The sequence below is a fragment of the Isoptericola sp. NPDC057191 genome, from assembly GCF_042670225.1.
GTDB lineage: Bacteria > Actinomycetota > Actinomycetes > Actinomycetales > Cellulomonadaceae > Isoptericola.
Window position 1 is genome coordinate 1 of sequence record NZ_JBHUWC010000029.1, and the last position, 24,260, is coordinate 24,260.

Below are 24,260 nucleotides of genomic sequence, written 5' to 3' on the forward strand. Positions count from 1 at the left end.
GGTCGGGCGACAGTGTCGCCCGACCGGCCGGGGTCAGGGTGCGGGGACGCCGCGCGAGGCAGCGGAGGCGTCAGCCGGCGGGCCGGGGCGCGGCGGCGGTCGAGCGCCGCACGACGAGCTCCGGCTCGAAGAGCAGCTCGTCGCGCGACACGGCGGCGCCCGCGATCATGGACGCGAGGATGTCCACCGCCGCGCGCCCCATCGCGTCGATCGGCTGGCGCACGGTGGTCAGCGCAGGATCCGTGGAGTTCATCAGCGCGGAGTCGTCGTAGCCGACGACGGACACGTCGCGGGGCACCTCCAGCCCCGCGCGGCGCACGGCGCGCACCGCGCCGAGGGCGAGCGGGTCGGACGCGCACAGGATCGCCGTCGCGCCCGCGTCGAGCAGGCGGCCCGTCGCGGCCTGACCGCTCTCCAGGGAGTACTGGCTGTGCACGACGAGCTCGTCGGGGAGCTCCAGGCCGTGCCGCTGCGCGAACGCGCGGGCGGCGGCGAGCTTGCGCTCCGACGGCACGTGGTCGGCCGGGCCGAGCAGCAGGCCGATGCGCGCGTGGCCCATGGAGACGAGGTGCTCGAGCGCCTGGTGCGTCGCGACCAGGTCGTCGCACGAGACGTGCGGGAAGTCGAGGCTCTCGATCGACGCGTTGATCAGCACGACCGGCAGGCTCAGCGCCTGCAGCCGCTCGTAGTGCGAGTGGTCGGCGTCGCGCTCGGCGTAGAACCCGCCGGCGAAGATGACGCCCGAGACCTGCTGGCCCAGCAGGAGGTCGATGTACTCGGCCTCCGAGATGCCGCCGGCCGTGCGCGTGCACAGCACGGGCGTGAAACCCTGCTGCGCGAGCGCGCCGCCCACCACCTCCGCGAACGCGGGGAAGATCGGGTTGGCCAGCTCGGGCAGCACCAGCCCGACCAACCGGGGCCGGTCGCCGCGCAGCTTGGTGGGCCGCTCGTACCCCAGCACGTCCAGGGCGGTGAGGACGGCGTCGCGCGTCGCCTGCGAGACGCCGGGCTTGCCGTTGAGCACCCGGCTGACCGTCGCCTCGCTGACCCCCACCTTCGCGGCCACGTCGGCCAGTCGTCTCGACATGGTTCGACTGTACACGCGATCACGCAAGCGGCTTGCGCGACTTGCGTTCCTTGCGGAGTGCCGAACAGGTGGTTGTTCACGTTCTGAGAGCTCAGAACGTGAACAACCACCTGTTCGGCTGGGGCGGTCGCTACCGCTTCGGCGCCCGGACGTTCAGGGCCTTGGTCACCTCGCTCGGCGCGTAGCGCGCGTCACCGGCGTAGCGGACGACGACGTCGTGGCCGCCCGGCGGCACCGAGCGGGTCGGCACGTCGACGCTGGCGCGACCGCCGACGAGCTCCGCGCTGACCGTCTCCTCGCCGAGCCGGACCGTCACCGTCCCGGTCGCCGTGGGTGACGACCCTCGCCCCTCGGCGGCCGTGACCGTCACCTCGACGCGGGCGTCGGTCCCGCGCACGACGGACGCCGGCGCGATCCTGACCCGCACCGCGCTGGGGGTGTCGCCCGTGGCCGGCGCGAGCCGCAGGAACGTGATCGAGTGCGCCGGGAAGTCGTACGTGAACGCACGACCCGCCCCCTCGAACGTCCGGTCCACCGGCACGACCCGGTTCGGGCGCGTCTTCGTGTTGGTCGCCGACGGGTCGGCCACCATCTCGGTCACGCGTGCCGACGCCGCCGGCTCGAAGCCCCCGGTGACCGCGACGTCGGTCCGGGCCACCGTGTCACCCACGTTGACGACCTTGGCGACCAGCTCGCCGGTGTCCTCGTCGTGGGTGACGACCTGGAACAGCGACTTGGTGACCGGCTCGGTGTACGTGAGCTGCAGCGCGCCGTCGAGGTAGAGCCGGATCGTACGGCCCTCGACGACGATCTTGATGCGGTAGTCACGACCGTTCACCAGCGGCGTGAAGGACTGCGCCGCGGCGACCTCCCCCTGGCGCGCGCCGTCGGCACGCTCCAGCACGGACCGGGAGTTCCCCCAGCCGCCCACGTTCCACCAGTAGAAGTCGTCGCTCGCGCTCGCGCCGAAGCCGACGAGGAACCCCTCGGCGCCGCCCGTCTTCCGGGCGGTGACCTCCATCGTGTAGTCGTGCCAGTCCTCGTCGTAGGCCCCGGCGACGATGCTGCGGGCGTCCTCGACGCCCGCCGCGGACTGCACGTACCTGCCGTCGGCCACGGACCAGCTGCCGCGCTGCGACTCCCACGCCGACGCGTCGTCGAACGTGTCGGCGAACAGGACGTCGCCGGTCGCGTTGTCGGTGACCCGCACGTCGTCGTACGCCGCCTGCGTGAGCCAGGTGGAGAGGAAGACGCCGCCGTCGACGTCCGGCGGCACGACGTCGGGGCCGTCACCGAGCTCGGACGGGACGACCTGGTCACCCGTGCTCGACATGAACATCTTCTGCGTCTGGTAGTTGACCGAGCCCCACGACTCGTCGTTGTCGAACCACATCATGTCCGGCGACCACTGCACGTAGTCCTCGTTGGCGAACATCGGCGCGTAGGACGCGAGCTCCACCACGTCGGCGTTGCGCTCCAGGCCGGTCATGTAGGCCGCCTCCGCGAGCGCGTTGCCGAAGGTGTTGCCCTTCGACGCGTACTCCCCCAGGAAGACGTGCGGTCCGTTGCGGTCGTAGGAGTCGTAGCGCTCGGTGTTCGTGAGGAACCAGGACGGGTCGTTGTAGTAGTGCTCGTCGACCATCGCGACGCCCTGCTCACGGTTGAAGTCCCAGAGCTCGTCGAAGCGTGTGCCGGCGTCGTCCGGCCCGGAGTTGGAGATCACGGTGACGTCGGGGAACTCCGCCTCGATGGCGTCCCGGAAGGCCGGGAAGTTCTGCTGGAACTTGGGGGTGTTCTCCTCGTTGCCCAGGCCGATGTACGGCAGGTCGAACGGTTCGGGGTGCCCCAGGGCGGCCCGCTTCGCGCCCCACTCGGTGTCCGTGGAGCCGGTGGCGAACTCGATGAGGTCCAGCGTGTCCTGGATCCAGCGGGGGCGCTGGGCGTCGGTCATCTCCGGGATCCGCGACCCGCAGCCGTTCGCGCCGACGGACACGACGGGCAGGGCGAAGGCGCCGAGGTCCTCGGCGAACTCCAGGTACTCGAGGTAGCCGATGCCGTACGACTGGTTGTAGCCCCAGAAGTTCCAGTTGGTCGGCCGTTCCTCGACGGGCCCGATCGTCTCCTTCCACTGGTAGGTCCGCTGCCGGTCCTGGCCGTCGGAGTCGAGGTAGGAGTCGAAGGTCCCCACGTTCGTGACGCAACCCCCCGGGAACCGCAGGAAGCTCGGGTTCAGGTCGGCGACCTTCTCGGCGAGGTCCTTGCGCAGGGAGCTCTTCCCGTTGACCGGGCCCACCCACGTGTCCTGCGGGAACAGCGACACCATGTCGAGCCGCAGCGTCCCGGCGGCGCCGGACGTCACCTGCAGCCGCGCGGCGTTCGTCGTCGCCGACGCGCGCACCGTGGCGGTGTACTTCCGCCAGTCGTCGGACCCGTCGACGGCGACGGTCGCGGTGCCGTACGTCGTCGCGCCGTCGGCGGAGACGAGACGGACGGCGAGGTCCTGGGCGACCTCGCTGCGCGCCCAGACCGAGAAGTCGTACGACGCGCCGGCGGTCAGCGCGACGCCCTCGTTGAAGGACGAGTTCGAGACGCCGGTGGTGCCGTCGGAGGTGAGCGTGAGGTAGTGCCGGTTGCTGTCGTTCAGCCACTCACCGCGCTCGGACTGGACGGCGATCGCGCCGCCCCCCGTGCGCTCCCAGCCGGTCAGCCCGGTGAAGCTCGCGTTGTCCTCCTTGGCGAACTCGAACGACCGGTTGCGCACCAGCTCGGCGTACAGGCCGCCGTCGGCGGCGTAGTTGATGTCCTCGTAGAACACCCCGTACAGGTCGTCGCTCATCGGCGTGCGCGCGGCGTCGGAGTCGATCGTCAGCCGCTGCTCGACGACCTCCGGCTCCCCCGGCGGGTACGCGGCGAGCAGCGCCTGCTGCTCGGCGGTCGTGATCGGCAGCACGGTGCCGTGCCGCGGGTGGCTCGGCAGCTCGGCGTCGGGCACGGACGTCCAGTCCCCGCTCGCGAGGTCGTCCGTGCGGAACAGCATGTAGCCCTGGCCCCCGTGGTAGGAGGGCTGGTCGATCATCATGTACCAGGAGTCGTCGGTCAGGGACGGGAAGACCGTCGGCCCCTCCCCCGCGGTGAACTCGCCGCCCCACGGGTTGGGCTCGCCGACGCCCACGTGCTCGGCGACCAGGTCCCACCCGTCGCCGGCGGTCACGCCCTGGGTGCGGTACAGGTCGTCGGAGGACTCCTCGCGGACCGTCATGTCCGCCTCGTCCTTGGTGAAGCGGTAGTAGGTGCCGTCGTCGAACGCCACGGTCGAGTCGATCATGCCCCGGCCGGCCCCGCGCCGTGCGTCGATCCACACCTGCGGCTCGGAGAAGCTGCCGGCGGTGAAGTCGGGCGTGGTGGCGGACAGCATCCGCTGGTACGACGTCGCGATGTCGCGGTCCTCGGGCGCGACGTCGTCCGGGTAGAGGGCCGACGCCCAGTACACGAGGAACTGCCCCGTGCCCGCGTCCCAGGTCGCCTCGGGCGCCCAGAGGTTGCCGGCGTCCGGGGGCGCCAGCTCGACCTCGTGCTGGTCGGACCAGTGGATCAGGTCGTCCGACGACCACACCATCATGGACCGGCTGCCCGTCTCCTGGGCGTCGCCGAAGCTGCCGCCGCCGGCGATCCTCAGGTCGGTGGCGAGCAGGTAGTAGGTGCCGGTCTCGGGGTTGCGCGTGAGGAACGGGTCGCGCAGGCCCTTCGTGCCGAGCGTGGACTCGAGGACCGGCTCCCCGCCGTTGAGGGTGCGCCACGCCGTCGGGTCGTCGCCCTCGCTGACGGCCAGGTAGATCTTCTCGCCGCCGTCCTGCTCGCCCGCGAAGTAGGGGAAGACGTAGGCGCCGCCGTCGGCGGCCGGCTGCACGGCACGCTGGACCGCTGGCTGGGCGGGTGCCGCCCGTGGGGGGACGGCGGCCGCCGCGGAGGCGGGCAGCACGAGGGCGAGGGCCAGCGCCAGGGGCGCGGACCGTCGGGATCGGATATTCATCGTTGTAGATCCTCCGGTGAGTACGTCGTCGTACAGATGCGGGGGTGCGGTAGGACGGCGGGCCGACGGCGGTGCACGCCGCCGGCCCGGCCGCCCGGACGGGCGCCCGGTGCCCGAGGGCTAGGAGCGCCGCAGCGAGAGCAGCCGCTGCAGGATCACGAAGACCAGCAGCAGCGCGCCGATGACGATCCGCGTCCACCACGAGCTGAGCGTGCCCTCGTAGGTGATGATCGTCTGGATCAGGCCGAGGACGAGCACGCCCAGCACCGACCCCAGGACGAAGCCGGTACCGCCGGTCAGGAGGGTGCCGCCGATCACGACCGCCGCGATGGCGTCCAGCTCCATGCCCACCCCGGTCAGGGAGTACCCGGAGCGGGAGTACATCGCGAACAGCAGCCCGCCGAGACCCGCGCAGGTCCCGCTGATCACGTACACGAGCACCTTGGTGCGCGACACCGGCAGACCCATCAGCCGGGCGGACTGCTCGCCCCCGCCGATGGCGTACACCGTGCGGCCGAACTGCGTGTAGTGCAGCAGGTAGAACGCGACCACGATCACGACCAGCGCGACCGCCACGCTCGAGGTGATCCGGAACTGGCCACCCACCCAGGTGTCCCACCCCGCCAGCGCGACGAACGACTCGTCGTTGATCGGGATCGACTCCGGCGCGATGAGGAAGCACAGGCCGCGGGCGAAGAACATGCCCGCCAGGGTGGCGATGAACGGCTGGACCTCGAAGACGTGCACCATCGCGCCGACCAGCAGCCCGATCACGGAGCCGATGAGGACGACGACAGGGACCACGACGCCCGCCGGCACGCCGGCCTGGAACAGGTAGGCGGCCGTCACGCCGGACAGCGCCAGCACGGCTCCGACCGACAGGTCGATCCCGCCCGTGAGGATGACGAACGTCATGCCCACGGCCAGCACGATGAGGAACGAGTTGTTGATGAACAGGTTCGCCAGGACACCCACCGACAGGAAGTTGTCGTAGCGCACCCCGCCCACGAGGAGGAGCAGCGCCAGCACGACGAACGTGCCGAGGACCGGCAGGTAGCGCCGGTCCACCCGGAACCTGCGGCGGCCCAGGGTGAGGACCGCGGGGCCGCCCGGCGACCCCGCGCCCTGAGCGGCGCCGCTGTCGGGGATCACGGTCGTCATCACGCCACCGCCTTGGAGGTCGAGGGACGGCGGCGCGACCGTTCGGCCAGCTTGCGGCGCACCACCGGGGACTGCGCGAGGGTCACCGCGGCGACCACGAGCGCCTTGAACAGGGGCGTCACCAGGGGCGAGATGCCCAGGTTGGTGACCGTGAGGGTCAGGGTGGCGATGATGAGCACCCCGACGAACGTGCCCGACAGCGAGAACTTGCCGCCCGCGAGCGACGTCCCGCCGATCACCACCGCGAGGATCGCGTCGAGCTCGATGAACAGGCCCGCGTTGTTGGCGTCCGCGGCCATGACGTTCGACGCGAGGATCAGGCCGGCCAGCCCGGAGAACAGCCCGGACAGCGCGAACACGGTCCAGACGATGGTGCGCGCCTGGACGCCCGCGAGCCGGCTCGCGGACGGGTTGATGCCCACGGCCTCGACGAGCATCCCGAGGGCGGTGCGCCGCGTCAGCAGCGCCACGAGCGCGAACACGCCGAACGCGACGAGCGTGGCCACGGGGAGGCCGAGCCAGAAGCCCGCGCCGAGCGTCTTGAAGGGCGCGCTGGTCACCGTGGTGATCTGGCCCTTCGTGATGAGCATGGCGATGCCGCGGCCCGCGGTCATGAGGATGAGCGTCGCGATGATCGGCTGCACCCCGACGACCGAGACGAGGAACCCGTTCCAGACCCCCAGCAGCAGCGACAGCACCAGCGCGATCCCGATCGCGCTGAGCACCGTGCCAGGGGACGACGGGTCGGGCGCGGTGGCGATGAAGCTCAGCGCGACCGCGCCGGCGATCGCCACGACGGCGCCGACGGACAGGTCGATGCCGCGCGTCGCGATCACCAGCGTCATCCCGAGCGCCACCAGCATCAGCGGCGCACAGTTGCGCAGGATGTCGATCGGCGAGCCGAACAGGTGCCCGTCGAGCACCGAGACCGAGAGGAACCCGGGCCGGAAGACCGTGTTCGCCGCGAGGAGCGCGACGAGCGCCGTCACCGGCCAGAACAGGTGGTGCTGCACGACGGCGCCGAACCGGCTCGTGGTGCCTGCGGCGCGTGCCGGGCTGGTGGTGGGGCTGGTGGTGGTCATGAGTCCGTCCCTCCGCTCGCGATGAGCTCCACGACGTCGTCCACTCCGACGCCCTCGTCGTTGACCAGCTCGGCCACCTTGTGCCGGTCGCGCAGGACGGCGATGCGGTGGCTGAGGCGCAGCACCTCGTCCAGCTCGGCCGAGATGAACACCACCGCCATGCCCCGGGAGGCCAGGTCGGCGACGAGCCGCTGGATCTCCGCCTTGGCGCCGACGTCGATCCCCCGCGTGGGCTCGTCGAGGATGAGCAGCTCCGGCGCCGTGGCGAGCCACCGCGCGAGCAGGACCTTCTGCTGGTTGCCGCCCGAGAGGTTGCGCAGGAGCGCGTCGGGGTCGGCCGGCCGGATGCCGAGCGCGGAGACGTAGCGGTCCACGATCTCGTCGACCTGCCGGGCGGGCATGCGCCGCATCCAGCCGCGCTCTGCCTGGAGCCCCAGCACGATGTTCTCCCGGACGGTGAGGTCGCCGACCACCCCTTCCGCCTTGCGGTCCTCGGACGAGAACGCGATGTCGCGGTCGATGGCGGCTCGTGGGCCGCGGAACCTCGTGGTCGTGCCCTTGACCTGCAGCGTGCCCGTGTCGGCCCGGTCCGCTCCCGCGAGGAGCCGGGCGATCTCGGTGCGCCCCGAGCCCAGCAGGCCGGCGAGGCCGACGACCTCCCCCGGGTAGACCTCGAGGTCGAACGGCTGGACCGAGCCCTTGCGCCCGAGCCCGACCGCCTTGACGAACGGGGTGCCGCCGACCGGGGCCTCCGCCCGGTCGGTGCGCACCTGGAGGTCCTCCAGGACGTCCAGCGAGCGCCCGATCATCCGGGAGACGAGCTCGCTGCGGGTGATCTCCGCCGTGCGGTACTCGCCGACGCGTGCGCCGTTGCGCAGCACCGTCATGCGGTCCGAGATCTCGTAGACCTGCTCGAGGAAGTGGGAGACGAACAGGATCGCCACGCCCTGCGCGCGCAGGCGCCGCACGACCGTGAACAGCCGGGCCACCTCGTCGGCGTCGAGGCTCGACGTCGGCTCGTCGAGGATCAGCACCTTGGCGTCCACGACCATCGCGCGGCTGATCGCCACGAGCTGCTGGACCGCGATGGAGTGGGCGCCGAGCGACGACGCGGGGTCGATGTCGAGACCCATGGTCGCGAGGTGCCCGGCCGCCTGGTGGCGCGTGGCGCGCCAGTCGATCGCCCCGAACCGCCGGGGCTCGTTGCCGAGCATGATGTTCTCGGCGACGGTGAGGTTCTCGCACAGGTTGACCTCCTGGTACACCGTGGCGATGCCGGCGCCCTGCGCCTCGCCCGGGCCGGAGAACCGGTGCGGTGTGCCGTCGACGAGGATCTCGCCGGCGTCGATGCCGTAGACGCCCGTGAGCGCCTTGATCAGGGTCGACTTCCCGGCGCCGTTCTCGCCCATGAGGGCGTGCACCTCGCCCGGGAAGAGGCGGAGGTCGACACCGTCGAGCGCCTTGACGCCCGGGAACTCGATGGAGATCCCGGTCATCTCGACCACGGGTCGCTCCGCCGCGGGAGTGCTCGTCATCCTTGACCTTCCGTGGAGCGCGGCGGGCGCGGCGCGGACTCGCCGCGCCCGCCGCGGGCTGTCGGGGTGGCCGGCCCTGGGCGGGCCGGCCACCGGTGCGGGACCGTCAGTACTGACGGTCCGGCAGGGCGGCCTTGGCCGCCTCCTGGTCGAAGGCCTCGTCCTTGGTCACGATGCGCTTCTCGACCTCCTCGCCGGCGACGACCTTCTTGGCGATCTCCGCCAGGTCCGGGCCGAGCAGCGGGTTGCACTCGACGATGTAGTTGATCTTGCCGTCGGCGAGCGCCTGCATGCCATCCTTCACGCCGTCGACGGTGATGATCTTGATGTCCTTGCCGGGCACCTTGCCGGCGGCCTCGATCGCCTCGATCGCGCCGAGGCCCATGTCGTCGTTGTGCGCGAAGACGAGGTCGATGTCGTCGTACTTCTGCAGGAAGCCCTCCATCACCTGCTTGCCCTCGGTGCGGGTGAAGTTGCCCGTCTGCGAGTCGATGATCTCGATGTCGCTGCCCTTGATGGCATCCGCGAAGCCCTGCTGGCGGTCGATCATCGGCGCGGCGCCGGTGGTGCCCTGCAGCTCGACGGCCTTGTAGCCCTTGCCGTCGTACTGCTCCTTGGCCCACTCGCCGGCGCGCTTGCCCTCCTCGACGAAGTCGGACCCGATGAACGACTCGTAGAGGCTGTCGTCCTCGGAGTCGACGGCCCGGTCGGTGAGGATCACCGGGATGTTCGCCGCCTTGGCCTCCTCGAGCACGGCGTCCCAGCCGGTCTCGACGACGGGCGAGAAGGCGATGACGTCCACCCCCTGCTGGATGTACGAGCGGATCGCCTGGATCTGGTTCTCCTGCTTCTGCTGGGCGTCGGAGAACTTGAGGTCGAAGCCGTTCTCCTTCGTCAGCGTGTCCTGGATCGACTTGGTGTTCGCCGCACGCCAGCCCGACTCGGCGCCGACCTGCGAGAAGCCCAGGGTGATCGTGTCGCTGCCGGAGCCGCCGGTCGCGGTGCCGTCGCCGCCGCCCTGCGGAGCCTGCTCGCTGCTGCACGCGACGAGCGCGGTGGCCGTGAGGGCGGCCAGGACAGCTGCCCCTGCGCGTCGGAAATTCCTGCTCATGTTCTCCTCCTTGAGACGCCGGTCGGCCGGTGTGCCCGGCCTACGGGTCCGCTCCGACCCTCCGGCAAGCTGGCGCTGTGACCGTTAACATACCGAAGTTGTGACCGGTCACATAGAGGCTGGCGGCGATCGGAAGTCACGATCCCGTAACTCCGTTGCCGCGGTCGCGAGGCACCGCGAGCGGGCCGTCAGCCCTCGTCGCCCTCGTCGCCGAGGAGCAGCCCGTCCAGGTCCGCCGCGATCATCTCGACGATGGTGTCCACCGTGACCCCGGGCCCGTTGCTCAGCTCGCCGATCTTCTCCCGGTCCTTGAGCACCACGATGCGGTCGCTCAGCCGCACCACCTCCTCCAGCTGGGAGGAGATGAAGACGACGGCCACCCCGTCCCCCGCCAGCTTCGCCACCCGGCGCTGGATGTCGAGCTTCGCGCCGATGTCGATGCCCTTCGTGGGCTCGTCGAGGATCAGGACGTGCGGCCGGGTGGCGAGCAGCCGAGCCAGCAGCACCTTCTGCTGCGTGCCGCCCGACAGCTCCCCGGCCGGACGGTCCAGGTCGTCGGGCGACAGGTGCAGGGCGTCCAGGTACGTGTCCACGACGGCGTCCTGCTCGCTGCGGGACAGCGGCCGCGACCACCCCCGGAGCGCTTGCAGCGCCAGCACGATGTTCTCCCGCACCGTGAGGCCGGCGACGATGCCGTCGTCCCGCAGGTTCTCGCTCGACATCGCGATCCGGTACCGCAGCGCCGCCCCCGGGCTGCGCAGCTGCACCCGGGCGCCGTCCAGCCACAGCTCGCCGCCGTCGGGCCGCTCCACCCCGCTCATCAGGGAGGCGAGCTCGGTACGACCCGACCCGCGCAGGCCCGCGAACCCGACCACCTCGCCCCGCGACAGGTCGAGGTCCGTGGCCTCCAGGGTGCCGCGCCGGCCGAGCGACGTCGCCCGCAGGGTCACGTCCCCCGACCCGGCGTAGTGGTGCGCGAGCCGCTGGGAGTGCAGCGCCTGCAGCGCGTGGATGTCCTCGCCGATCATCTTGGAGATCAGCTCGGCGCGCTCGACCTCCTCAGTCAGGTACTCCGCCACCACCCGGCCGCCCCGGAGCACCGTCATCCGGTCGCTCACCTCGAACACCTGCTCCAGGAAGTGGGAGACGAACAGCACCGCCACCCCCTGGTCGCGCAGCCTGCGCACGACGCCGAGCAGGCGGGCGGCCTCGTCCGCGTCGAGGCTGGAGGTGGGCTCGTCGAGCACGAGGACCCGCGGCTCGAGGACGATCGCGCGCGCGACCGCCACGAGCTGCTTGGTCGCGGGCGACAGCGTCTCCAGCGGCGCCCGCGGGTCGAGGTCCTCGATCCCCAGGGTGGCGAGCGCGGCCGACGCGCGCTCACGGTTCCGCGCCCAGTCGATGCCGAACCAGCCGCGCACCTCGTGGCCGATCATCACGTTCTCGGCGACGGTCAGGTGCGGGCTCAGGTGCGACTCCTGGAAGACGGTCGCGATGCCGTCGGCCCGGCTGCGGGCGACGCCCGTCGGCGTGCGCGGCTCGCCGTCGACCAGCACCTCCCCCGACAGGATCGGGACCGTCCCCGTCAGCGCGCCGATGAGGGTCGACTTGCCGGCGCCGTTCTCCCCCATGAGCGCGTGCACCTCGCCGGGGTGCAGCAGGAGGTCCACGTCGTCGAGCACGCGGGTGCCCGACCGCTCCACGGTGATCCCGTACATCTCGACGACGGGCGCCTCGGCAGCCGTCCGGTCACCCATCAGCCGGACTTCCGTGGTGCGGCGCTCGAGGACCGCGCGACGATCTCCGCCGGGATCCGGGTCACGGTCGGCAGCTCCCGCTCCTCGATCGCGGCCCGCAGGACGTCGACGACGGCCACGCCGAGCGCGTCGAAGTTCTGCCGCACCGTCGTCAGCGGTGGGATGACGTGCCGAGCCAGCGGGACGTCGTCGAAGCCCACGACGCTGAGGTCGTCGGGCACCGAGAAACCCCGGTCGTGCAGGCCGTGGACCAGCCCGATCGCCATGTCGTCGTTCGCGACGAAGATCGCCGTGTACTCCGGCAGCTCGCGGATGCCGCGCGCGAAGTCGTACGCGAAGTCGGCCGACCAGTCGCCGACCACGATGGGCCGCTCGCGCAGCCCCCACGACTTCGCCCGGGCGTGGAACGCCCGCTCGCGCGTCCGGGCGTCGAGCCAGTCGAGCGGGCCCGCCAGGTGCAGGATGTCGCGGTGCCCGAGCGAGACGAGATGGTCGACCGCGAGCTCCGTCCCGGCCCGCTGGTCGACGGTGACCGTGAGGAACGTGGGGTCCTTGTCCGGCTTGACGACGAGCACCGGCACCCCGATGGTGATGCGGCGCAGCGCCGCGATCGACGAGGAGCGCGGAGCGACGACGCACAGCGCGTCGACGCCCTGCGCGATCAGGTGGTCCACGCCCTCCTGGGGCGTGATCTCCTCGCCCGCCTGCAGGAGCACCGAGCTCACCATGTACCCCGAGGCGCGGGCCGCGGACTCCACCGCGCGCAGCGTGCTCGTCGGCCCGTACGCCACCGCGCTCTCCACGAGCACCCCGATGCGGCGGCTGCGCTGGGTGGCCAGCGCACGCGCCGTCATGTTCGGGCGGTAGTCGAGCTCGGCGATGGCCTCCTCGACCCGGCGCCGCGTGGACTCCCGGATGTGCGGGTGGTCGTTCAGCACCCGCGACACGGTCATGTAGGAGACGCCGGCGAGCTGCGCGACCTGCCGGATGTTCGGCTTCTCCGCACCGGGACTCGCCATGCGGTGCCTCCATCGGATTCGTCCGCCGGACGTCCTGCCGGCGGCGACCACAGCCTACCGAAAAGGCGGTCGGACCCGTGCTCCGCGGCAGCAGGCCGGGAGTCCGGGTCCGACCGCCTGCTCGGCGTCGGACCGCGCGAGGCGCGAGGTCAGCGGAGGGTCACAGGCCCTGGGCGAGGCGGTAGTACACCTGGTTCCAGCGCACCTGGTCGACGAAGCCGCGGCGCGTGGTGCCCTCGTCGATGACGAGCAGCTCCGTGCGGGCGATGTTCGCGAACACCTCGAACGCCTCCACGCCGGCGGCGGTGGACATCACCGTGTGGTGCGCGCCGCCCGCGGTGAGCCAGGCCTCCGCGGAGGTGGTGAAGTCGGGGCGCGGCGCCCAGACCGCGCGGGCCACCGGCAGGTTCGGCAGGTCCTGCGTCGGCGGCACGACGTCGACCACGTTCGCGGTCAGGCGGAACCGGTCGCGCATGTCGGCCAGGGACACGACGACGGCGCCCTCGGTGGCGTCGGCGTCGAACACCATGCGGACCGGGTCCTCCTTGCCGCCGATGCCCAGCGGGTGGATCTCCACGCGGGGCTTCGACGTCGTGAGGGACGGGCAGACCTCGAGCATGTGGGCGCCGAGGATGAGCTCGGACCCGGGCGTGAGGTCGTAGGTGTAGTCCTCCATGAGGGAGGCGCCGCCGGGCAGGCCCTCGCCCATGACCTTCGCCGCGCGCACCAGCACGGCCGTCTTCCAGTCGCCCTCGGCGCCGAAGCCGTACCCCTTGCTCATGAGGCGCTGGACGGCGATGCCGGGCAGCTGGCGCAGCGCGCCGAGGTCCTCGAAGTTGGTGGTGAACGCCTTGGCGCCGCGCTCGACGAGGAACGCCTCCATGGCGATCTCCTGGCGTGCCGCGTAGCGCAGCGACTCGTGCCGCTCCCCGCCCTGGCGCAGCTCGTCGGCCACGTCGTAGAGGTCCTCGTACTCCGCGACGAGCGCGTCGACCGCGGCGTCGTCCACGGCGTCGACCGCGGCCACGAGGTCGTTGACGCCCCACGTGTTCACGGACACGCCGAAGCGCAGCTCGGCCTCGGTCTTGTCGCCCTCGGTGACCGCGACGTTGCGCATGTTGTCGCCGAAGCGCACCAGCTTCAGCTCGTGCGTCGCGGCCCAGCCGGCGGCGCCGCGCACCCAGGTGCCGACGCGGCGGGTCACGGCCGGGTTCGACACGTGCCCGACGACGGTGGTGCGCGCGACGCCCAGGCGCGTGGCCAGGTAGGCGTACTCGCGGTCGCCGTGCGCCGCCTGGTTGAGGTTCATGAAGTCGAAGTCGATGTCCGCCCACGGCAGCTCGACGTTCGCCTGGGTGTGCAGGTGCAGCAGCGGCTTGCGCAGCGCGTCCAGCCCGGAGATCCACATCTTCGCGGGGCTGAACGTGTGCATCCAGGTGATGACGCCCAGGACCTTGTCGTCCGCGTTGGCGTCGAGCATCGCGCGGCGGATCGACGCCGCGTCCTTGAGCACCGGCTTCCACACGACCGTCGCCGGCACGTCGGACGACGCGTCGAGCGCGCGGGCGACCTCCTGCGACTGCTCGGCGACCTGGCGCAGCGTGTCCTCGCCGTACAGGTCCTGGCTGCCGGTGAAGAACCAGACCTCGCGGTCGGCGTAGGGCTTGCTCATGGGTGTCCTCTCAGATCCTGGCTCGTCGGTGCTGGTCGGTGCTGGTCGGTGCTGGTCGGTGCTGCTTGTGCTGGTCGGCGCTGCTCGTGCTGGTCGGTGCTGTGCCGGCTCAGTGCTGGCCGTAGACGTTCTGGTAGCGGGCGTACAGCGAGTCCACGTGCTCCTGGGCGATGGGCAGGGGCTCGCCGAGCTGGCGCGAGACGTGCACGGTGCGGGCCACCTCCTCGCACATCACGGCGGCCTTGACCGCGGCGCGCGCGTCCTTGCCGATGGTGAACGGGCCGTGGTTGCGCATGAGCACCGCGGGGCTGCGCGACCCGCTGAGGGTCTCGACGATGCCGCGGCCGATCGAGTCGTCGCCGATGATCGCGAACGGGCCCACGGGGATCGGGCCGCCGAACTCGTCCGCCATCATCGTGAGCACGCAGGGGATCTCCTCGGCGCGCGCGGCCCAGGCCGTGGCGTACGTGGAGTGCGTGTGCACGACGCCGCCCACCTCGGGCATGTGGCTGTAGACGTAGGCGTGCGCCGCGGTGTCCGACGAGGGCGAGCGGTCGCCCTCGAGCAGGTTCCCGTCCAGGTCGCACACGACCATCGACTCGGGCGTGATGTCGTCGTACGCGACGCCGGAGGGCTTGATGACGAGCAGGTCGTCACCCTGGTCGTTGCGGACCCGCTCGGACACGTTGCCGGCGGTCCACACGACGAGCTCCCAGCGGGGCAGCTCGGCGTGCAGCGCCGCGACCTTCTCCTTGGCGGCGTCGACGGCGGCGCGCAGGTGCGCGGGGACCTCGGTGAGGGTGCTCATGGGTTTCTCCAGTGCGGGGGTCGGGACGTCAGAGGGCGGCGGTGGCCGCGCGCTCGACCGCGAGGCCGGCGGCGTACCGCTCCAGGTAGGCGGCGAAGCCGGCGACGTCGGCGGCGTCGGGCTCCGCGACGTCGAGCCGGGCGTCGGCGAAGACACGCTCGGCGAGGTAGGCGTCGAGGGCGGGCGCGCCGTCCGTCGCGTCGGCGACGGCGCGGGCGTACGCCGCGAGGACGGCGATGCCCCAGGCGCCGCCCTCCCCCGCGGTCTGCCCGACGGCGACGGGGGCGTCGATCGCGCCGGCCAGCAGGCGCTGGGCCACGCCGGCGGTCTTGAACAGCCCGCCGTGCGCGAACATCGTGTCGATCGCGACGCCCTCCCCGTGCAGCACGCGCATGCCGAGCGCGAGCGTGCCGAACACGCCGTAGAGCTGGGTGCGCGCGAAGTTCGCCAGCGTGAGGCGGCTGTCCGGGGTGCGGACCACGAGCGGCCGGCCGGCGTCGAGCCCGGTGATGGGCTCCCCGGCGAGGTAGTTGTACGCGAGCAGGCCACCGCCGTCGGGCGCGCCGTCGAGCGCCGCACGGAAGAGCGCGCCGAAGACGGCGTCCGGCTCCGCGGGCTGCCCGAGCGCGGCCGCGAACTGGCCGAAGACGCCCGCCCACGCGTCGAGCTCGCTGGCGCCGTTGTTGCAGTGCACCATCGCGACGAGGTCGCCGGCGGGGGTGGTGACGAGGTCGAGCTCGTGGTGGACGGCGGCGAGCGGCTGCTCGAGCACCACCATGGCGAAGATCGACGTGCCCGCGCTGATGTTGCCGGTGCGCGGCGCCACCGAGCCGGTGGCGACCATGCCGGTGCCGGCGTCGCCCTCGGGCGGGCAGAGCAGCACGCCGGGCTGCAGCGTGCCCGTCGGGTCGAGCAGGGCGGCGCCCTCGGCGGTGAGCCGGCCCGCGTCCGCGCCGGCGGTGAGCACCTGCGGCAGCAGGCCCTCGACGTGCAGGCCGGGCCGCTTGGCCGCGGCCAGGTGGCGGAACTGCTCCAGCATGCGCTGGTCGTAGTCGTGGGTGGCGGGGTCGACCGGGAACATGCCGGAGGCGTCGCCGACGCCGAGCACGTGCCGTCCGGTGAGCGCACGGTGCACGTACCCGGCCAACGTCGTCAGGGACGCGATCTGCGGCACGTGCGGCTCGTCGTCGAGGATCGCCTGGTACAGGTGCGCGATCGACCAGCGCAGCGGGATGTTGTACCCGAAGAGCGCGGAGAGCTCCGCGGACGCCGGCCCGGTGCTGGTGTTGCGCCACGTGCGGAACGGGACGAGGAGCTCGCCGTCGGCGTCGAACGGCAGGTAGCCGTGCATCATCGCCGAGACGCCCAGCGCCGCGTAGGTGGTGGGGCGCACGCCGAAGCGCCGCTCGACGTCGTCGACCAACGCGGCGTAGGCGCCCTGCAGGCCGGCGTGCACGGCGTCGAGCGAGTACGTCCAGACACCGTCGGCGAGCTCGTTCTCCCAGGCGTGGGAGCCGCTCGCGAGGGGCGCGTGGTCCGGTCCGACGAGGCACGCCTTGATGTTGGTGGACCCGAGCTCGATGCCGAGCGACGTGCGCCCCGCGACGATCGCCTCCCGGATCGCGGACGTGCCGTCCGGCTGCGCCGCCTGCGTCATCGTTGCTCCGTCCCCTGCCCGGCTGCCGGGCGTCGTCGAGATGTGCTGAGAGGCCACACGAACCGTGATGGCTGCCATCGATGTTAGCGCTCACATGGCGTGCTCCCCAACCCCCGAGGTAGCACCCCTTTCCGCGAGGTAGTCCAGAGCACCGCGAGGTAGCAGCAAACCCCGCGAGGTAGTCGCAAACCCCGCGAGGTAGTCGCGAACACCACGAGGTAGTCGCAAACCCCGCGAGGTAGTCGCGAACACCACGAGGTAGTCGCGAACACCGCGAGGTAGCAGCGAGCACCGCGAGGTAGTTCACCATCCCACGAGGTAGTACGGAAGATCTCGAAGCAACCGGGGCCAGGACCGGACTACCTCGCAGGCTTCCGCACTACCTCGCGGGCTCGCGCACTACCTCGGCGCGCCCCGCACTACCTCGCGGGGTTGCGCACTACCTCGGCACGCCCCGCACTACCTCGCGGACTCGCGCACTACCTCGGCACGCCCCGCACTACCTCGCGGGCTCGCGCACTACCTCGGCACACCCCGCACTACCTCGCGGGGTTGCGCACTACCTCGGCACACCCCGCACTACCTCGCGGAACGTGGTCACTTTCCTGCGCGGCCGGGCGGGGCGACGACGGTCAGGGACGCCGGATCGCTGCGCACGGTGCCGTGGGCGTTGGCGACGACAGCTCGCACGAGCGTCCCGTCGTCCTGTGCCGAGGGGTGCCGGATCGTCCAGCGTGCGACGCCGTCCGTGGCGCGGGCGGCGGCGACCGGTGCGGTGCGCCAGGTCGCGCCGTCGTCGTCGGAGACCTCCCACGTGACGACCGGGACGGGCGTCCCCGTGACCTCGACACGGAACGTCGCCGGCTGCTTCGCCCGGACCCGCACGTCGCGGGGCGCCACGGACACGGCCGGCAGCTCCACCGTCTGGTCCACCACCGGCCAGCCGTCCTGCCAGCCCAGCCGCTGCAGGCCGAGGGTGGGAAACCCGGGGATCTCCTCGTTCGCACCGTCGTAGTAGTGGAAGGCGAGCACCCCGTCCGACACGGACTGGCCACCCGGGCCGACCACCGCACCGTGCGACTCCAGGAGCACCGTGCCGCCGCCACCGAGCATGTCCTTGCCGTCCTGGTCGAGGTACGGCCCGGTCACGTCGCGCGACCGCCCGACCGCCACCTTGTACGTGCTGTCGAGGCCGCGGCAGCACGCGTCGAAGGACACGAAGAGGTAGTACCAGCCGTCGTGGGCGTAGATGTACGGCGCCTCGACGGGGTTGCCCGCCATGAACCGGTCCACGAGGTGGGTGGCGTTCTGGAGCGCGCCGTCCGCGAGCTTGCCGCTCGGCCACTCGAGCTCCACCAGGAACACGCCGTACCAGTACGAGCCGATGGCCATGTACGGGGTGCCGTCCGCGCCCTCCACGATGCCGGCGTCGATGGCGTTGAAGGTCTTGCCCCCGGCGATGTCCGCCGGGGAGCTGATCACCGGCCCCTGGTCCACCCAGGCGTAGTCCGGGTCCTCGGGGTCGAGGGTGGTGTTGGTGGCGAGTGCGGTGACGGACGTGTTGGTGCCGAAGCGCGACGCCGAGTAGTAGAGGTAGTAGGTGCCGTCGTGCTCGTAGACCTCCGGGGCCCACAGGTTGTCCGGCAGGGCGCCGTCCGCGAAGCGCTCGTCGATCCAGGCGGGGATCTCGTCCCACACCGTGCCGTCGTACGCCCACGTCACGCCCTCGTCGTGGCTCGACCACATCTGGATCGTGCCGCCGTTCTCGCGGTTCACGAGCCCCGTCGAGTAGACGCGCCACGTGCCGTCGTCGTCGATCACGAGCGCCGGGTCGTGCACGGGCGCCGTCTCCCCCGCGACCGACAGGCCGCCGGTCGGCAGCGCGGGCTTCCCGCGGGCCGCGACCTCGGTGCCTACCGCTCCCGGACCGGCGAGCGCCGTCCCGCCGGCGGCCGAGGTCAGGGCGACCAGCGCCGTCGCCACCAGGGCCGCCGCGAGCGCCCGTCTCGTCGATGATCTGCGCATCTCAACTCCTCTACAACGATGTAGAACGTGAACGCGGCGAATCTACCCACCCTCGAGGCGGCGGTCAACGGTCGGGGACCCTCCAGGGCCGACGTGCGGTCAGCGCGCCGGCGGCGGCGCCGTGCTCGAGCGGACGACGAGCTCGGGCAGGATCCGCTCGGTGGGCACGGGGCCGGACCCGAGCGCCGCGACCACCATCGCGACGCTCCGCTCCCCCAGCACCGCGAACGGCTGGCGCACCGTCGTCAGCGGCGGCACGAAGTACGCGGCGCCCGCGACGTCGTCGAACCCCACCACCGACACGTCGTCCGGCACCGAGACACCGCGCTCCCAGAACGCGCGCAGGACGCCCAGCGCGAGCTGGTCGTTCCCGGCGAGCACGGCGGTGGGGCCTTCCTGGGCGGCGACCGCCTCGGCGAGGTCACGACCGGCGGCATACCCGTCCTCCGCCGACCACGAGCACACCCGCGGCCGGCTGGGGACGATCCCGCGCGCCTCGAGGGCCTCGCGCCACCCGGCGGCGCGCTCGCGCGCGTCGAACCAGTCCTGGGGGCCGGCCACGTGCAGCACGTCGCGGTGGCCGAGGTCGAGCAGGTGGTCCGTGGCGGCGCGGGCGCCCGCTCGCTGGTCGACGGCGAGCGAGAGCGTCGTCGGGCCGGCCCCGGTGGTGCCCGCGTCGCGCGGGAGGTGCTCGAGCGCCGCGACCACCAGCACGGGCACGGGCGCGCGGAACGACTCGACGGCGGCGGCGACGTCGTCCTGCGGCGCGATGACGACGATGGCCTCGACGCCCTGGTCCATGAAGTGCTCCAGGGCCTCGTGCATCTCTGCGGCGTCGTACCGCCGCAGGGAGGCGACCGAGACGAAGTAGCCGTGGTCGCGGGCCGCGCCCTCGATCGCGATGAGCGTGCTCGTCGGGCCGAACAGGGCCGACCCGGTCGTCACGACGCCGAGGGTGGTCGAGCGCGCCGTCGCCAGGGCCCGGGCGGCGCTGTTGCGCCGGTACCCGAGCGTGGCGATCGCGGCGAGCACGCGCTGTCGCGTCTCGCCGCGCACGCTCGGGTGGTCGTTGAGCACCCGTGACACCGTCTGGTGCGAGACGCCGGCGACGGCCGCGACGTCAGCCATGGACGGCCGGCGCGAGCGGGGGCGCGCGCCGGCCTGACCGTCGGCTTCGGTCATCGCTCCTCGGCCGCGTTCCTCGCGTCGACCTCGTCGAGCACCCGGCGCAGGTAGGTCAGCGTGAGCTTGCCCGCGGCACGGTCGTACTGCTCCTCGTAGCCGTGCTTGGTGTACATCGCGAGGTTGCGCTTGGAGTCCTTGCCGGTGAACGCCCAGACCTCGGTCACCTCCGAGGGCAGGAACTGCAGGATGGCGAACATCAGGGACGTGCCGATGCCCTTGGCCTGCTGGTCCGGCGCGACGGCCAGACGGCCGATCGTGGCCCGCTCGCCCTCGATCTCGAGCCGCAGGGAACCGACGAGGCGGTGCCCCTCCCACGCGCCGACGGTCACGACGTCGTCGCGCGCCATGTCCTCGCGCAGGTCGTGCAGGGTCTGGGTCAGCGGCGGGATGTGCGGGTCGTCGTAGAGCTGTGCCTCGCTGACGAACGCCGCACGGCGCAGGGTCAGCAGCTCGCCCGCGTGGGCGTCGTCGACGAGCTCGATCCGCAGCGGGTCCGCCGCGCCCTCGTGCTCGACTTCCTGGGCGTCGGTGCCTGGTGCCTCGCTCATGGGGACATCGTCGCAGACGGACGGCGGACGTGTCGTCGCGCGTCGCGGGCCGTCGGCCACAATGGACCGGTGACCACCGAATGGGTTCTGACGATCTCCTGCCCCGACCGTCCCGGCATCGTGCACGCGGTGGCGGGCGTGCTGGCCGAGCACGGCGGGAACATCACGGAGTCGCAGCAGTTCGGCGACCCGGCGTCGGGACGGTTCTTCATGCGCGTCCAGGTCGAGGCGGACGCGGGCCGCGACGTGCTCACGGCAGCGGTCGCGCCCGTCGCGGAGCGGTTCGGGATGACGTGGGAGCTCGACGTCGTCGGCCGCCGCCTGCGCACCCTGGTGCTGGTCAGCAAGGCCCCGCACTGCCTGGTCGACCTGCTGTACCGCGAGCGGTACCAGGGCATGCCCGTCGACGTCGTGGGCGTGGTCGGCAACCACCCCGACCTGGCGGACATGGCGGAGTTCTACGGCAAGCCGTTCCACCACGTGCCGGTCACGAAGGACACGAAGGCGCAGGCGGAGGACCGGCTGCGGGGGCTCGTCGCCGAGCTCGACGTCGAGCTGGTCGTCCTCGCGCGCTACATGCAGATCCTGTCGGACGAGCTGTGCCGCGACCTCGAGGGCAAGGTCATCAACATCCACCACTCGTTCCTGCCGAGCTTCAAGGGCGCGCGGCCCTACGCCCAGGCGCACGACCGAGGGGTCAAGCTCATCGGCGCGACGTCGCACTACGTGACGGGCGACCTCGACGAGGGCCCGATCATCGAGCAGGACGTCGAGCGGGTGGACCACTCGCGGGCCGTGGCCGACCTGGTCGCCCTCGGCGAGGACGTCGAGCGCCGCACCCTCGCCCGCGCGGTGCGGTGGCACGCCGAGCACCGCGTCCTGCTCGACGGCCATCGCACGGTCGTCTTCCGCTGAGCCGGCGGCACGAAGCACGGTTCGACCCGGCCGACCCGAGGCCGAGCACGCGACAGGCGCCCGACCCGTCCGCGGAGGACGGGTCGAGCGCCTGTGCCTAGCAGTGCCTGGCTGTGCCTCCCTGGGCCTACCCAGGGCCGCGATCGGTCAGGCAGGACCGATCACTTGGTGAGGCCCTCCAGGTTCGGGTCGCCCGCGTAGACCTCGGCCGCGTTGTCCTTGGTCACGATGACGGGCTCGAGCAGGTTGGCCGGGACCACCTTGACGCCGTTGTCGTACGACTTGGTGTCGTTGACCTCGGGGTCCTCGCCCGCCTTGTAGGAGTTGACGGCGTCGATCGTGGCCTGGACGAGCTTGCGCGTGTCCTTGTAGATCGTGGAGTACTGCACGCCGTTCATGATCGACTTGACCGACTCGACCTCGGAGTCCTGACCGGTGAGGACCGGGACGTCCTTGCCGGCCTGCTTGGCCGACGTCAGCGCCGCACGGGCGAGGGTGTCGTTCGGCGAGAGGACGCCGTCGAGGTCCTTGTCCTTGTAGCTGCCGGACAGGATCGTGTCCATGCGGTTCTGGGCGTTCTCCGCCTCCCAGCCCTGCGTGGCGGTCTGCTGCTGGCTGGTCTGACCCGACTGCACGACGAGCGTCTTGTCGTCGATCTTCGGCTGGAGCACGCTCATCGCGCCCTCGAAGAACGGCTTGGAGTTCGCGTCGTCGGGCGAGCCGGAGATCAGCTCGATGTTGTACGGGCCGTCACCCTTGCGGTCCTTGAGGCCCTCCAGGAGCGACTGGCCCTGGAGCTCGCCGACGTGGAAGTTGTCGAACGCCTCGTAGACGTCGACCGCGTCCGTGTTCTGCAGGAGACGGTCGTAGGCGATGACCGGGATCCCGGCGTCCTTCGCGGCCTTGAGCTGCGACCCGAGCTGCGAGCCGTCGATGGCGCCCACGACGAGCACCTTCACGCCCTGCTCGATCATGGCCTGGATCTGGTTCTGCTGCTCCGAGACGCCGCCGTTGGCGAACTGCACGATCGGGTCGTACCCGGCCTCGGTGAGACCGTCGTTGAACAGGTTCTCGGCGAGCACCCAGTTCTCCGACGTCTTCTGGGGCAGGGCGACGCCGATCTTGGCGCCGTCCTCGAACCCTGCGGCCGCGGAGGCGCCGCCGCTCTCCTCGGACGAGGGGCCACCGCGGTCCGAGGACGAGCATCCGGTCAGCGCCAGCGCGCCGGCCGCGGCCAGGGCGACGAGCCCTGTCGCGAGCTTGGTCTTCATGGGGTCCCACTTTCTCTTCGCGACACCCGCCGTCGGGTGCCAGTTCGTGGACAGATCTGTGTGGTGCCAGGGACGCGCGGTCAGCCTCGGGAGGTCGCGCCGTCCGTGACCGGCACCTCGGGCTGGCTCTCGTCGGTGCCCGGCGTCGCGCCGGTCCCCTTCTTCCCCAGCCAGGGGAAGACCAGGCCGATGATCGACGGGCGGCCCGTCACCTTGCTGTGCACGTCGAACGCCACGGCGACCAGCAGCACGAGGCCCTTGATGATCTGCGTGGTGTCGGAGCCGACGCCCATGAGCTGGAGGCCGTTGTTGAGCACCGCCATGACGAGGCCACCGATGACGGAGCCGACGACGGTCCCGACGCCGCCGGAGACCGCGGCCCCGCCGATGAACACGGCGGCGATGGCGTCGAGCTCCCACATGTTGCCGTCGGACGGGCCGGAGGCGGTCGCTCGGCCGACGAAGACCATGCCCGCGACGGCCGCCAGGATCGACATGTTCATCATGACGAAGAAGTTGACGTGCCGGATGTTGATGCCGGAGAGCGCGGCCGCCGCCCGGTTGCCGCCGACGGCGTACACGTGCCGGCCGCCGATCGTCCGGGACGCGACGAAGTTGTACAGGATGACGAGCGCCACGAGCACGATGCCGGCGATCGGGAAGGACGTGCCGTACCGGCCGCTGCCGAACAGGTAGGTGACGTAGCCGATCACGGCGACCACGACGACGACCCGGACCACGACGACCCAGACCGGCGGCTGCTCCAGGCCGAGGCGCGAGGCGCGCGCCCGGCGGCGCAGCTCGGACCAGACCACGGCGGCGATCGCGAGCAGGCCCAGCACGAGGGTCGAGTTGTTGATGCCGGTGTTCGGCCCCCACTCGGGCAGGTAGCCTGCGCCGAGCTGCTGCAGCTCCTCGGGCACCGGCACCGTGGACGAGTGCCCGATGCGCTGGTTGAGGCCGCGGAACAGCATCATGCCGGCGAGGGTCGTGATGAAGCCGGGGATGCCGACGTAGGCGACCCAGAACCCCTGCCAGGCGCCGATCACCGCGCCCACGACCAGGCCGAGCAGGATGCCGGCCCACCAGGGGATGCCCCAGTCGCGCAACGCGATGGCCACGATGATGCCCGTGACCGCGGCGACCGAGCCCACCGACAGGTCGATGTGCCCGGCGATGATCACCAGCACCATCCCGATCGCGAGGATGAGGATGTAGGAGTTGCCGATGATGATGTTCTGGGCGTTGGAGGCCGTGAGGACCAGGCCACCGGTGGCGATCTGGAAGTAGGCGAGGAGCGCCAGGAGGGCGAGCACCATGCCGTACTGCCGGATACCCCCGCCGAACAGCTGCTTGAGTGACGACATCGTCGTGAGTTCCTTCTCGTGGGTCGGTCT

At 71.7% G+C, this 24,260-nt stretch carries 17 protein-coding genes; 1 reads left to right on the forward strand and 16 read right to left on the reverse strand.

Features of this window, described 5'->3' with window-relative positions; translation table 11 throughout:
* Nucleotides 1–70: 70 nt before the first annotated feature.
* The 14 genes from ACFT55_RS06505 to ACFT55_RS06570 all read right to left on the reverse strand — a co-directional run bounded on the left by ACFT55_RS06505 (nt 71) and on the right by ACFT55_RS06570 (nt 20,677).
* Nucleotides 71–1,087, reverse strand: coding sequence for a LacI family DNA-binding transcriptional regulator (locus ACFT55_RS06505; RefSeq protein ID WP_380242787.1), 1,017 nt, complete (start codon nt 1,085–1,087; stop codon nt 71–73).
* Nucleotides 1,088–1,217: 130 nt separating this feature from the next.
* Complete coding sequence (locus tag ACFT55_RS06510; protein WP_380242789.1) at nt 1,218–5,117, reverse strand: alpha-L-arabinofuranosidase C-terminal domain-containing protein; 3,900 nt, start codon at nt 5,115–5,117, stop codon at nt 1,218–1,220.
* 120 nt (nt 5,118–5,237) lie between these two features.
* Nucleotides 5,238–6,278 carry a galactofuranose ABC transporter, permease protein YjfF gene (gene yjfF, locus ACFT55_RS06515; protein WP_380242791.1) on the reverse strand — a complete coding sequence of 347 codons (1,041 nt, stop codon included), beginning with the start codon at nt 6,276–6,278 and terminating at the stop codon, nt 5,238–5,240.
* Entirely contained in the window at nt 6,278–7,360 is a 1,083-nt protein-coding gene (locus ACFT55_RS06520) for an ABC transporter permease (RefSeq protein ID WP_380242793.1), read from the reverse strand. The genes yjfF and ACFT55_RS06520 overlap by 1 nt, the downstream gene beginning before the upstream one ends.
* Nucleotides 7,357–8,895 carry a sugar ABC transporter ATP-binding protein gene (locus ACFT55_RS06525; RefSeq protein WP_380242795.1) on the reverse strand — a complete coding sequence of 513 codons (1,539 nt, stop codon included), beginning with the start codon at nt 8,893–8,895 and terminating at the stop codon, nt 7,357–7,359. The genes ACFT55_RS06520 and ACFT55_RS06525 overlap by 4 nt, the downstream gene beginning before the upstream one ends.
* 106 nt (nt 8,896–9,001) lie before the next feature.
* Complete coding sequence (locus ACFT55_RS06530) at nt 9,002–10,006, reverse strand: ABC transporter substrate-binding protein (RefSeq protein ID WP_380242797.1); 1,005 nt, start codon at nt 10,004–10,006, stop codon at nt 9,002–9,004.
* A gap of 188 nt (nt 10,007–10,194) precedes the next feature.
* On the reverse strand, nt 10,195–11,763 hold the full coding sequence (locus tag ACFT55_RS06535) for a sugar ABC transporter ATP-binding protein (RefSeq protein ID WP_380242799.1): 1,569 nt from the start codon (nt 11,761–11,763) through the stop codon (nt 10,195–10,197).
* Nucleotides 11,763–12,782 carry a LacI family DNA-binding transcriptional regulator gene (locus ACFT55_RS06540; protein ID WP_380242801.1) on the reverse strand — a complete coding sequence of 340 codons (1,020 nt, stop codon included), beginning with the start codon at nt 12,780–12,782 and terminating at the stop codon, nt 11,763–11,765. Before ACFT55_RS06540 ends, ACFT55_RS06535 begins: the two co-directional genes overlap by 1 nt.
* Before the next feature lie 160 nt (nt 12,783–12,942).
* Nucleotides 12,943–14,454: an L-arabinose isomerase gene (gene araA / locus ACFT55_RS06545; protein ID WP_380242803.1), complete on the reverse strand. Its 1,512-nt coding sequence runs from the start codon at nt 14,452–14,454 to the stop codon at nt 12,943–12,945.
* Nucleotides 14,455–14,563: 109 nt separating this feature from the next.
* A complete protein-coding gene (locus ACFT55_RS06550) occupies nt 14,564–15,262 on the reverse strand; it encodes an L-ribulose-5-phosphate 4-epimerase (RefSeq protein WP_380242805.1) in 699 nt (232 codons plus the stop codon).
* A 28-nt stretch (nt 15,263–15,290) separates the two neighbouring features.
* Entirely contained in the window at nt 15,291–16,919 is a 1,629-nt protein-coding gene (locus tag ACFT55_RS06555; RefSeq protein WP_380242807.1) for a xylulokinase, read from the reverse strand.
* Between the two features lie 597 nt (nt 16,920–17,516).
* Nucleotides 17,517–18,944, reverse strand: coding sequence for a glycoside hydrolase family 43 protein (locus tag ACFT55_RS06560; protein WP_380242809.1), 1,428 nt, complete (start codon nt 18,942–18,944; stop codon nt 17,517–17,519).
* A 99-nt stretch (nt 18,945–19,043) separates the two neighbouring features.
* On the reverse strand, nt 19,044–20,126 hold the full coding sequence (locus tag ACFT55_RS06565; RefSeq protein ID WP_380242811.1) for a LacI family DNA-binding transcriptional regulator: 1,083 nt from the start codon (nt 20,124–20,126) through the stop codon (nt 19,044–19,046).
* Complete coding sequence (locus tag ACFT55_RS06570; RefSeq protein WP_380242813.1) at nt 20,123–20,677, reverse strand: GNAT family N-acetyltransferase; 555 nt, start codon at nt 20,675–20,677, stop codon at nt 20,123–20,125. The genes ACFT55_RS06565 and ACFT55_RS06570 overlap by 4 nt, the downstream gene beginning before the upstream one ends.
* Nucleotides 20,678–20,746: 69 nt before the next feature.
* Between ACFT55_RS06570 and purU the strand changes: the two genes are divergently transcribed.
* Nucleotides 20,747–21,592: a formyltetrahydrofolate deformylase gene (purU, locus tag ACFT55_RS06575; protein WP_380242816.1), complete on the forward strand. Its 846-nt coding sequence runs from the start codon at nt 20,747–20,749 to the stop codon at nt 21,590–21,592.
* Nucleotides 21,593–21,753: 161 nt separating this feature from the next.
* Here the strand turns inward: purU and ACFT55_RS06580 are convergent, their stop codons facing one another.
* Both ACFT55_RS06580 and mmsB read right to left on the reverse strand, forming a co-directional pair.
* Nucleotides 21,754–22,863, reverse strand: a complete 1,110-nt coding sequence (locus ACFT55_RS06580; protein WP_380242818.1) for a substrate-binding domain-containing protein — start codon at nt 22,861–22,863, stop codon at nt 21,754–21,756.
* An 80-nt stretch (nt 22,864–22,943) separates the two neighbouring features.
* Nucleotides 22,944–24,230 carry a multiple monosaccharide ABC transporter permease gene (gene mmsB, locus ACFT55_RS06585; protein ID WP_380242820.1) on the reverse strand — a complete coding sequence of 429 codons (1,287 nt, stop codon included), beginning with the start codon at nt 24,228–24,230 and terminating at the stop codon, nt 22,944–22,946.
* Between the last annotated feature and the right edge of the window lie 30 nt (nt 24,231–24,260).

Coding starts and splice junctions, on each gene's coding strand:
- ACFT55_RS06550 (WP_380242805.1), bottom strand. CDS start 15,262: ATGAGCACCCTCACCGAGGTCCCCGCGCACCTGCGCGCCGCCGTCGAC.
- ACFT55_RS06530 (WP_380242797.1), bottom strand. CDS start 10,006: ATGAGCAGGAATTTCCGACGCGCAGGGGCAGCTGTCCTGGCCGCCCTC.
- ACFT55_RS06540 (WP_380242801.1), bottom strand. CDS start 12,782: ATGGCGAGTCCCGGTGCGGAGAAGCCGAACATCCGGCAGGTCGCGCAG.
- ACFT55_RS06580 (WP_380242818.1), bottom strand. CDS start 22,863: ATGAAGACCAAGCTCGCGACAGGGCTCGTCGCCCTGGCCGCGGCCGGC.
- araA (WP_380242803.1), bottom strand. CDS start 14,454: ATGAGCAAGCCCTACGCCGACCGCGAGGTCTGGTTCTTCACCGGCAGC.
- ACFT55_RS06525 (WP_380242795.1), bottom strand. CDS start 8,895: ATGACGAGCACTCCCGCGGCGGAGCGACCCGTGGTCGAGATGACCGGG.
- ACFT55_RS06570 (WP_380242813.1), bottom strand. CDS start 20,677: ATGAGCGAGGCACCAGGCACCGACGCCCAGGAAGTCGAGCACGAGGGC.
- ACFT55_RS06520 (WP_380242793.1), bottom strand. CDS start 7,360: ATGACCACCACCAGCCCCACCACCAGCCCGGCACGCGCCGCAGGCACC.
- yjfF (WP_380242791.1), bottom strand. CDS start 6,278: ATGACGACCGTGATCCCCGACAGCGGCGCCGCTCAGGGCGCGGGGTCG.
- ACFT55_RS06535 (WP_380242799.1), bottom strand. CDS start 11,763: ATGGGTGACCGGACGGCTGCCGAGGCGCCCGTCGTCGAGATGTACGGG.
- ACFT55_RS06565 (WP_380242811.1), bottom strand. CDS start 20,126: ATGACCGAAGCCGACGGTCAGGCCGGCGCGCGCCCCCGCTCGCGCCGG.
- ACFT55_RS06505 (WP_380242787.1), bottom strand. CDS start 1,087: ATGTCGAGACGACTGGCCGACGTGGCCGCGAAGGTGGGGGTCAGCGAG.
- mmsB (WP_380242820.1), bottom strand. CDS start 24,230: ATGTCGTCACTCAAGCAGCTGTTCGGCGGGGGTATCCGGCAGTACGGC.
- ACFT55_RS06560 (WP_380242809.1), bottom strand. CDS start 18,944: ATGCGCAGATCATCGACGAGACGGGCGCTCGCGGCGGCCCTGGTGGCG.
- ACFT55_RS06510 (WP_380242789.1), bottom strand. CDS start 5,117: ATGAATATCCGATCCCGACGGTCCGCGCCCCTGGCGCTGGCCCTCGCC.
- ACFT55_RS06555 (WP_380242807.1), bottom strand. CDS start 16,919: ATGACGCAGGCGGCGCAGCCGGACGGCACGTCCGCGATCCGGGAGGCG.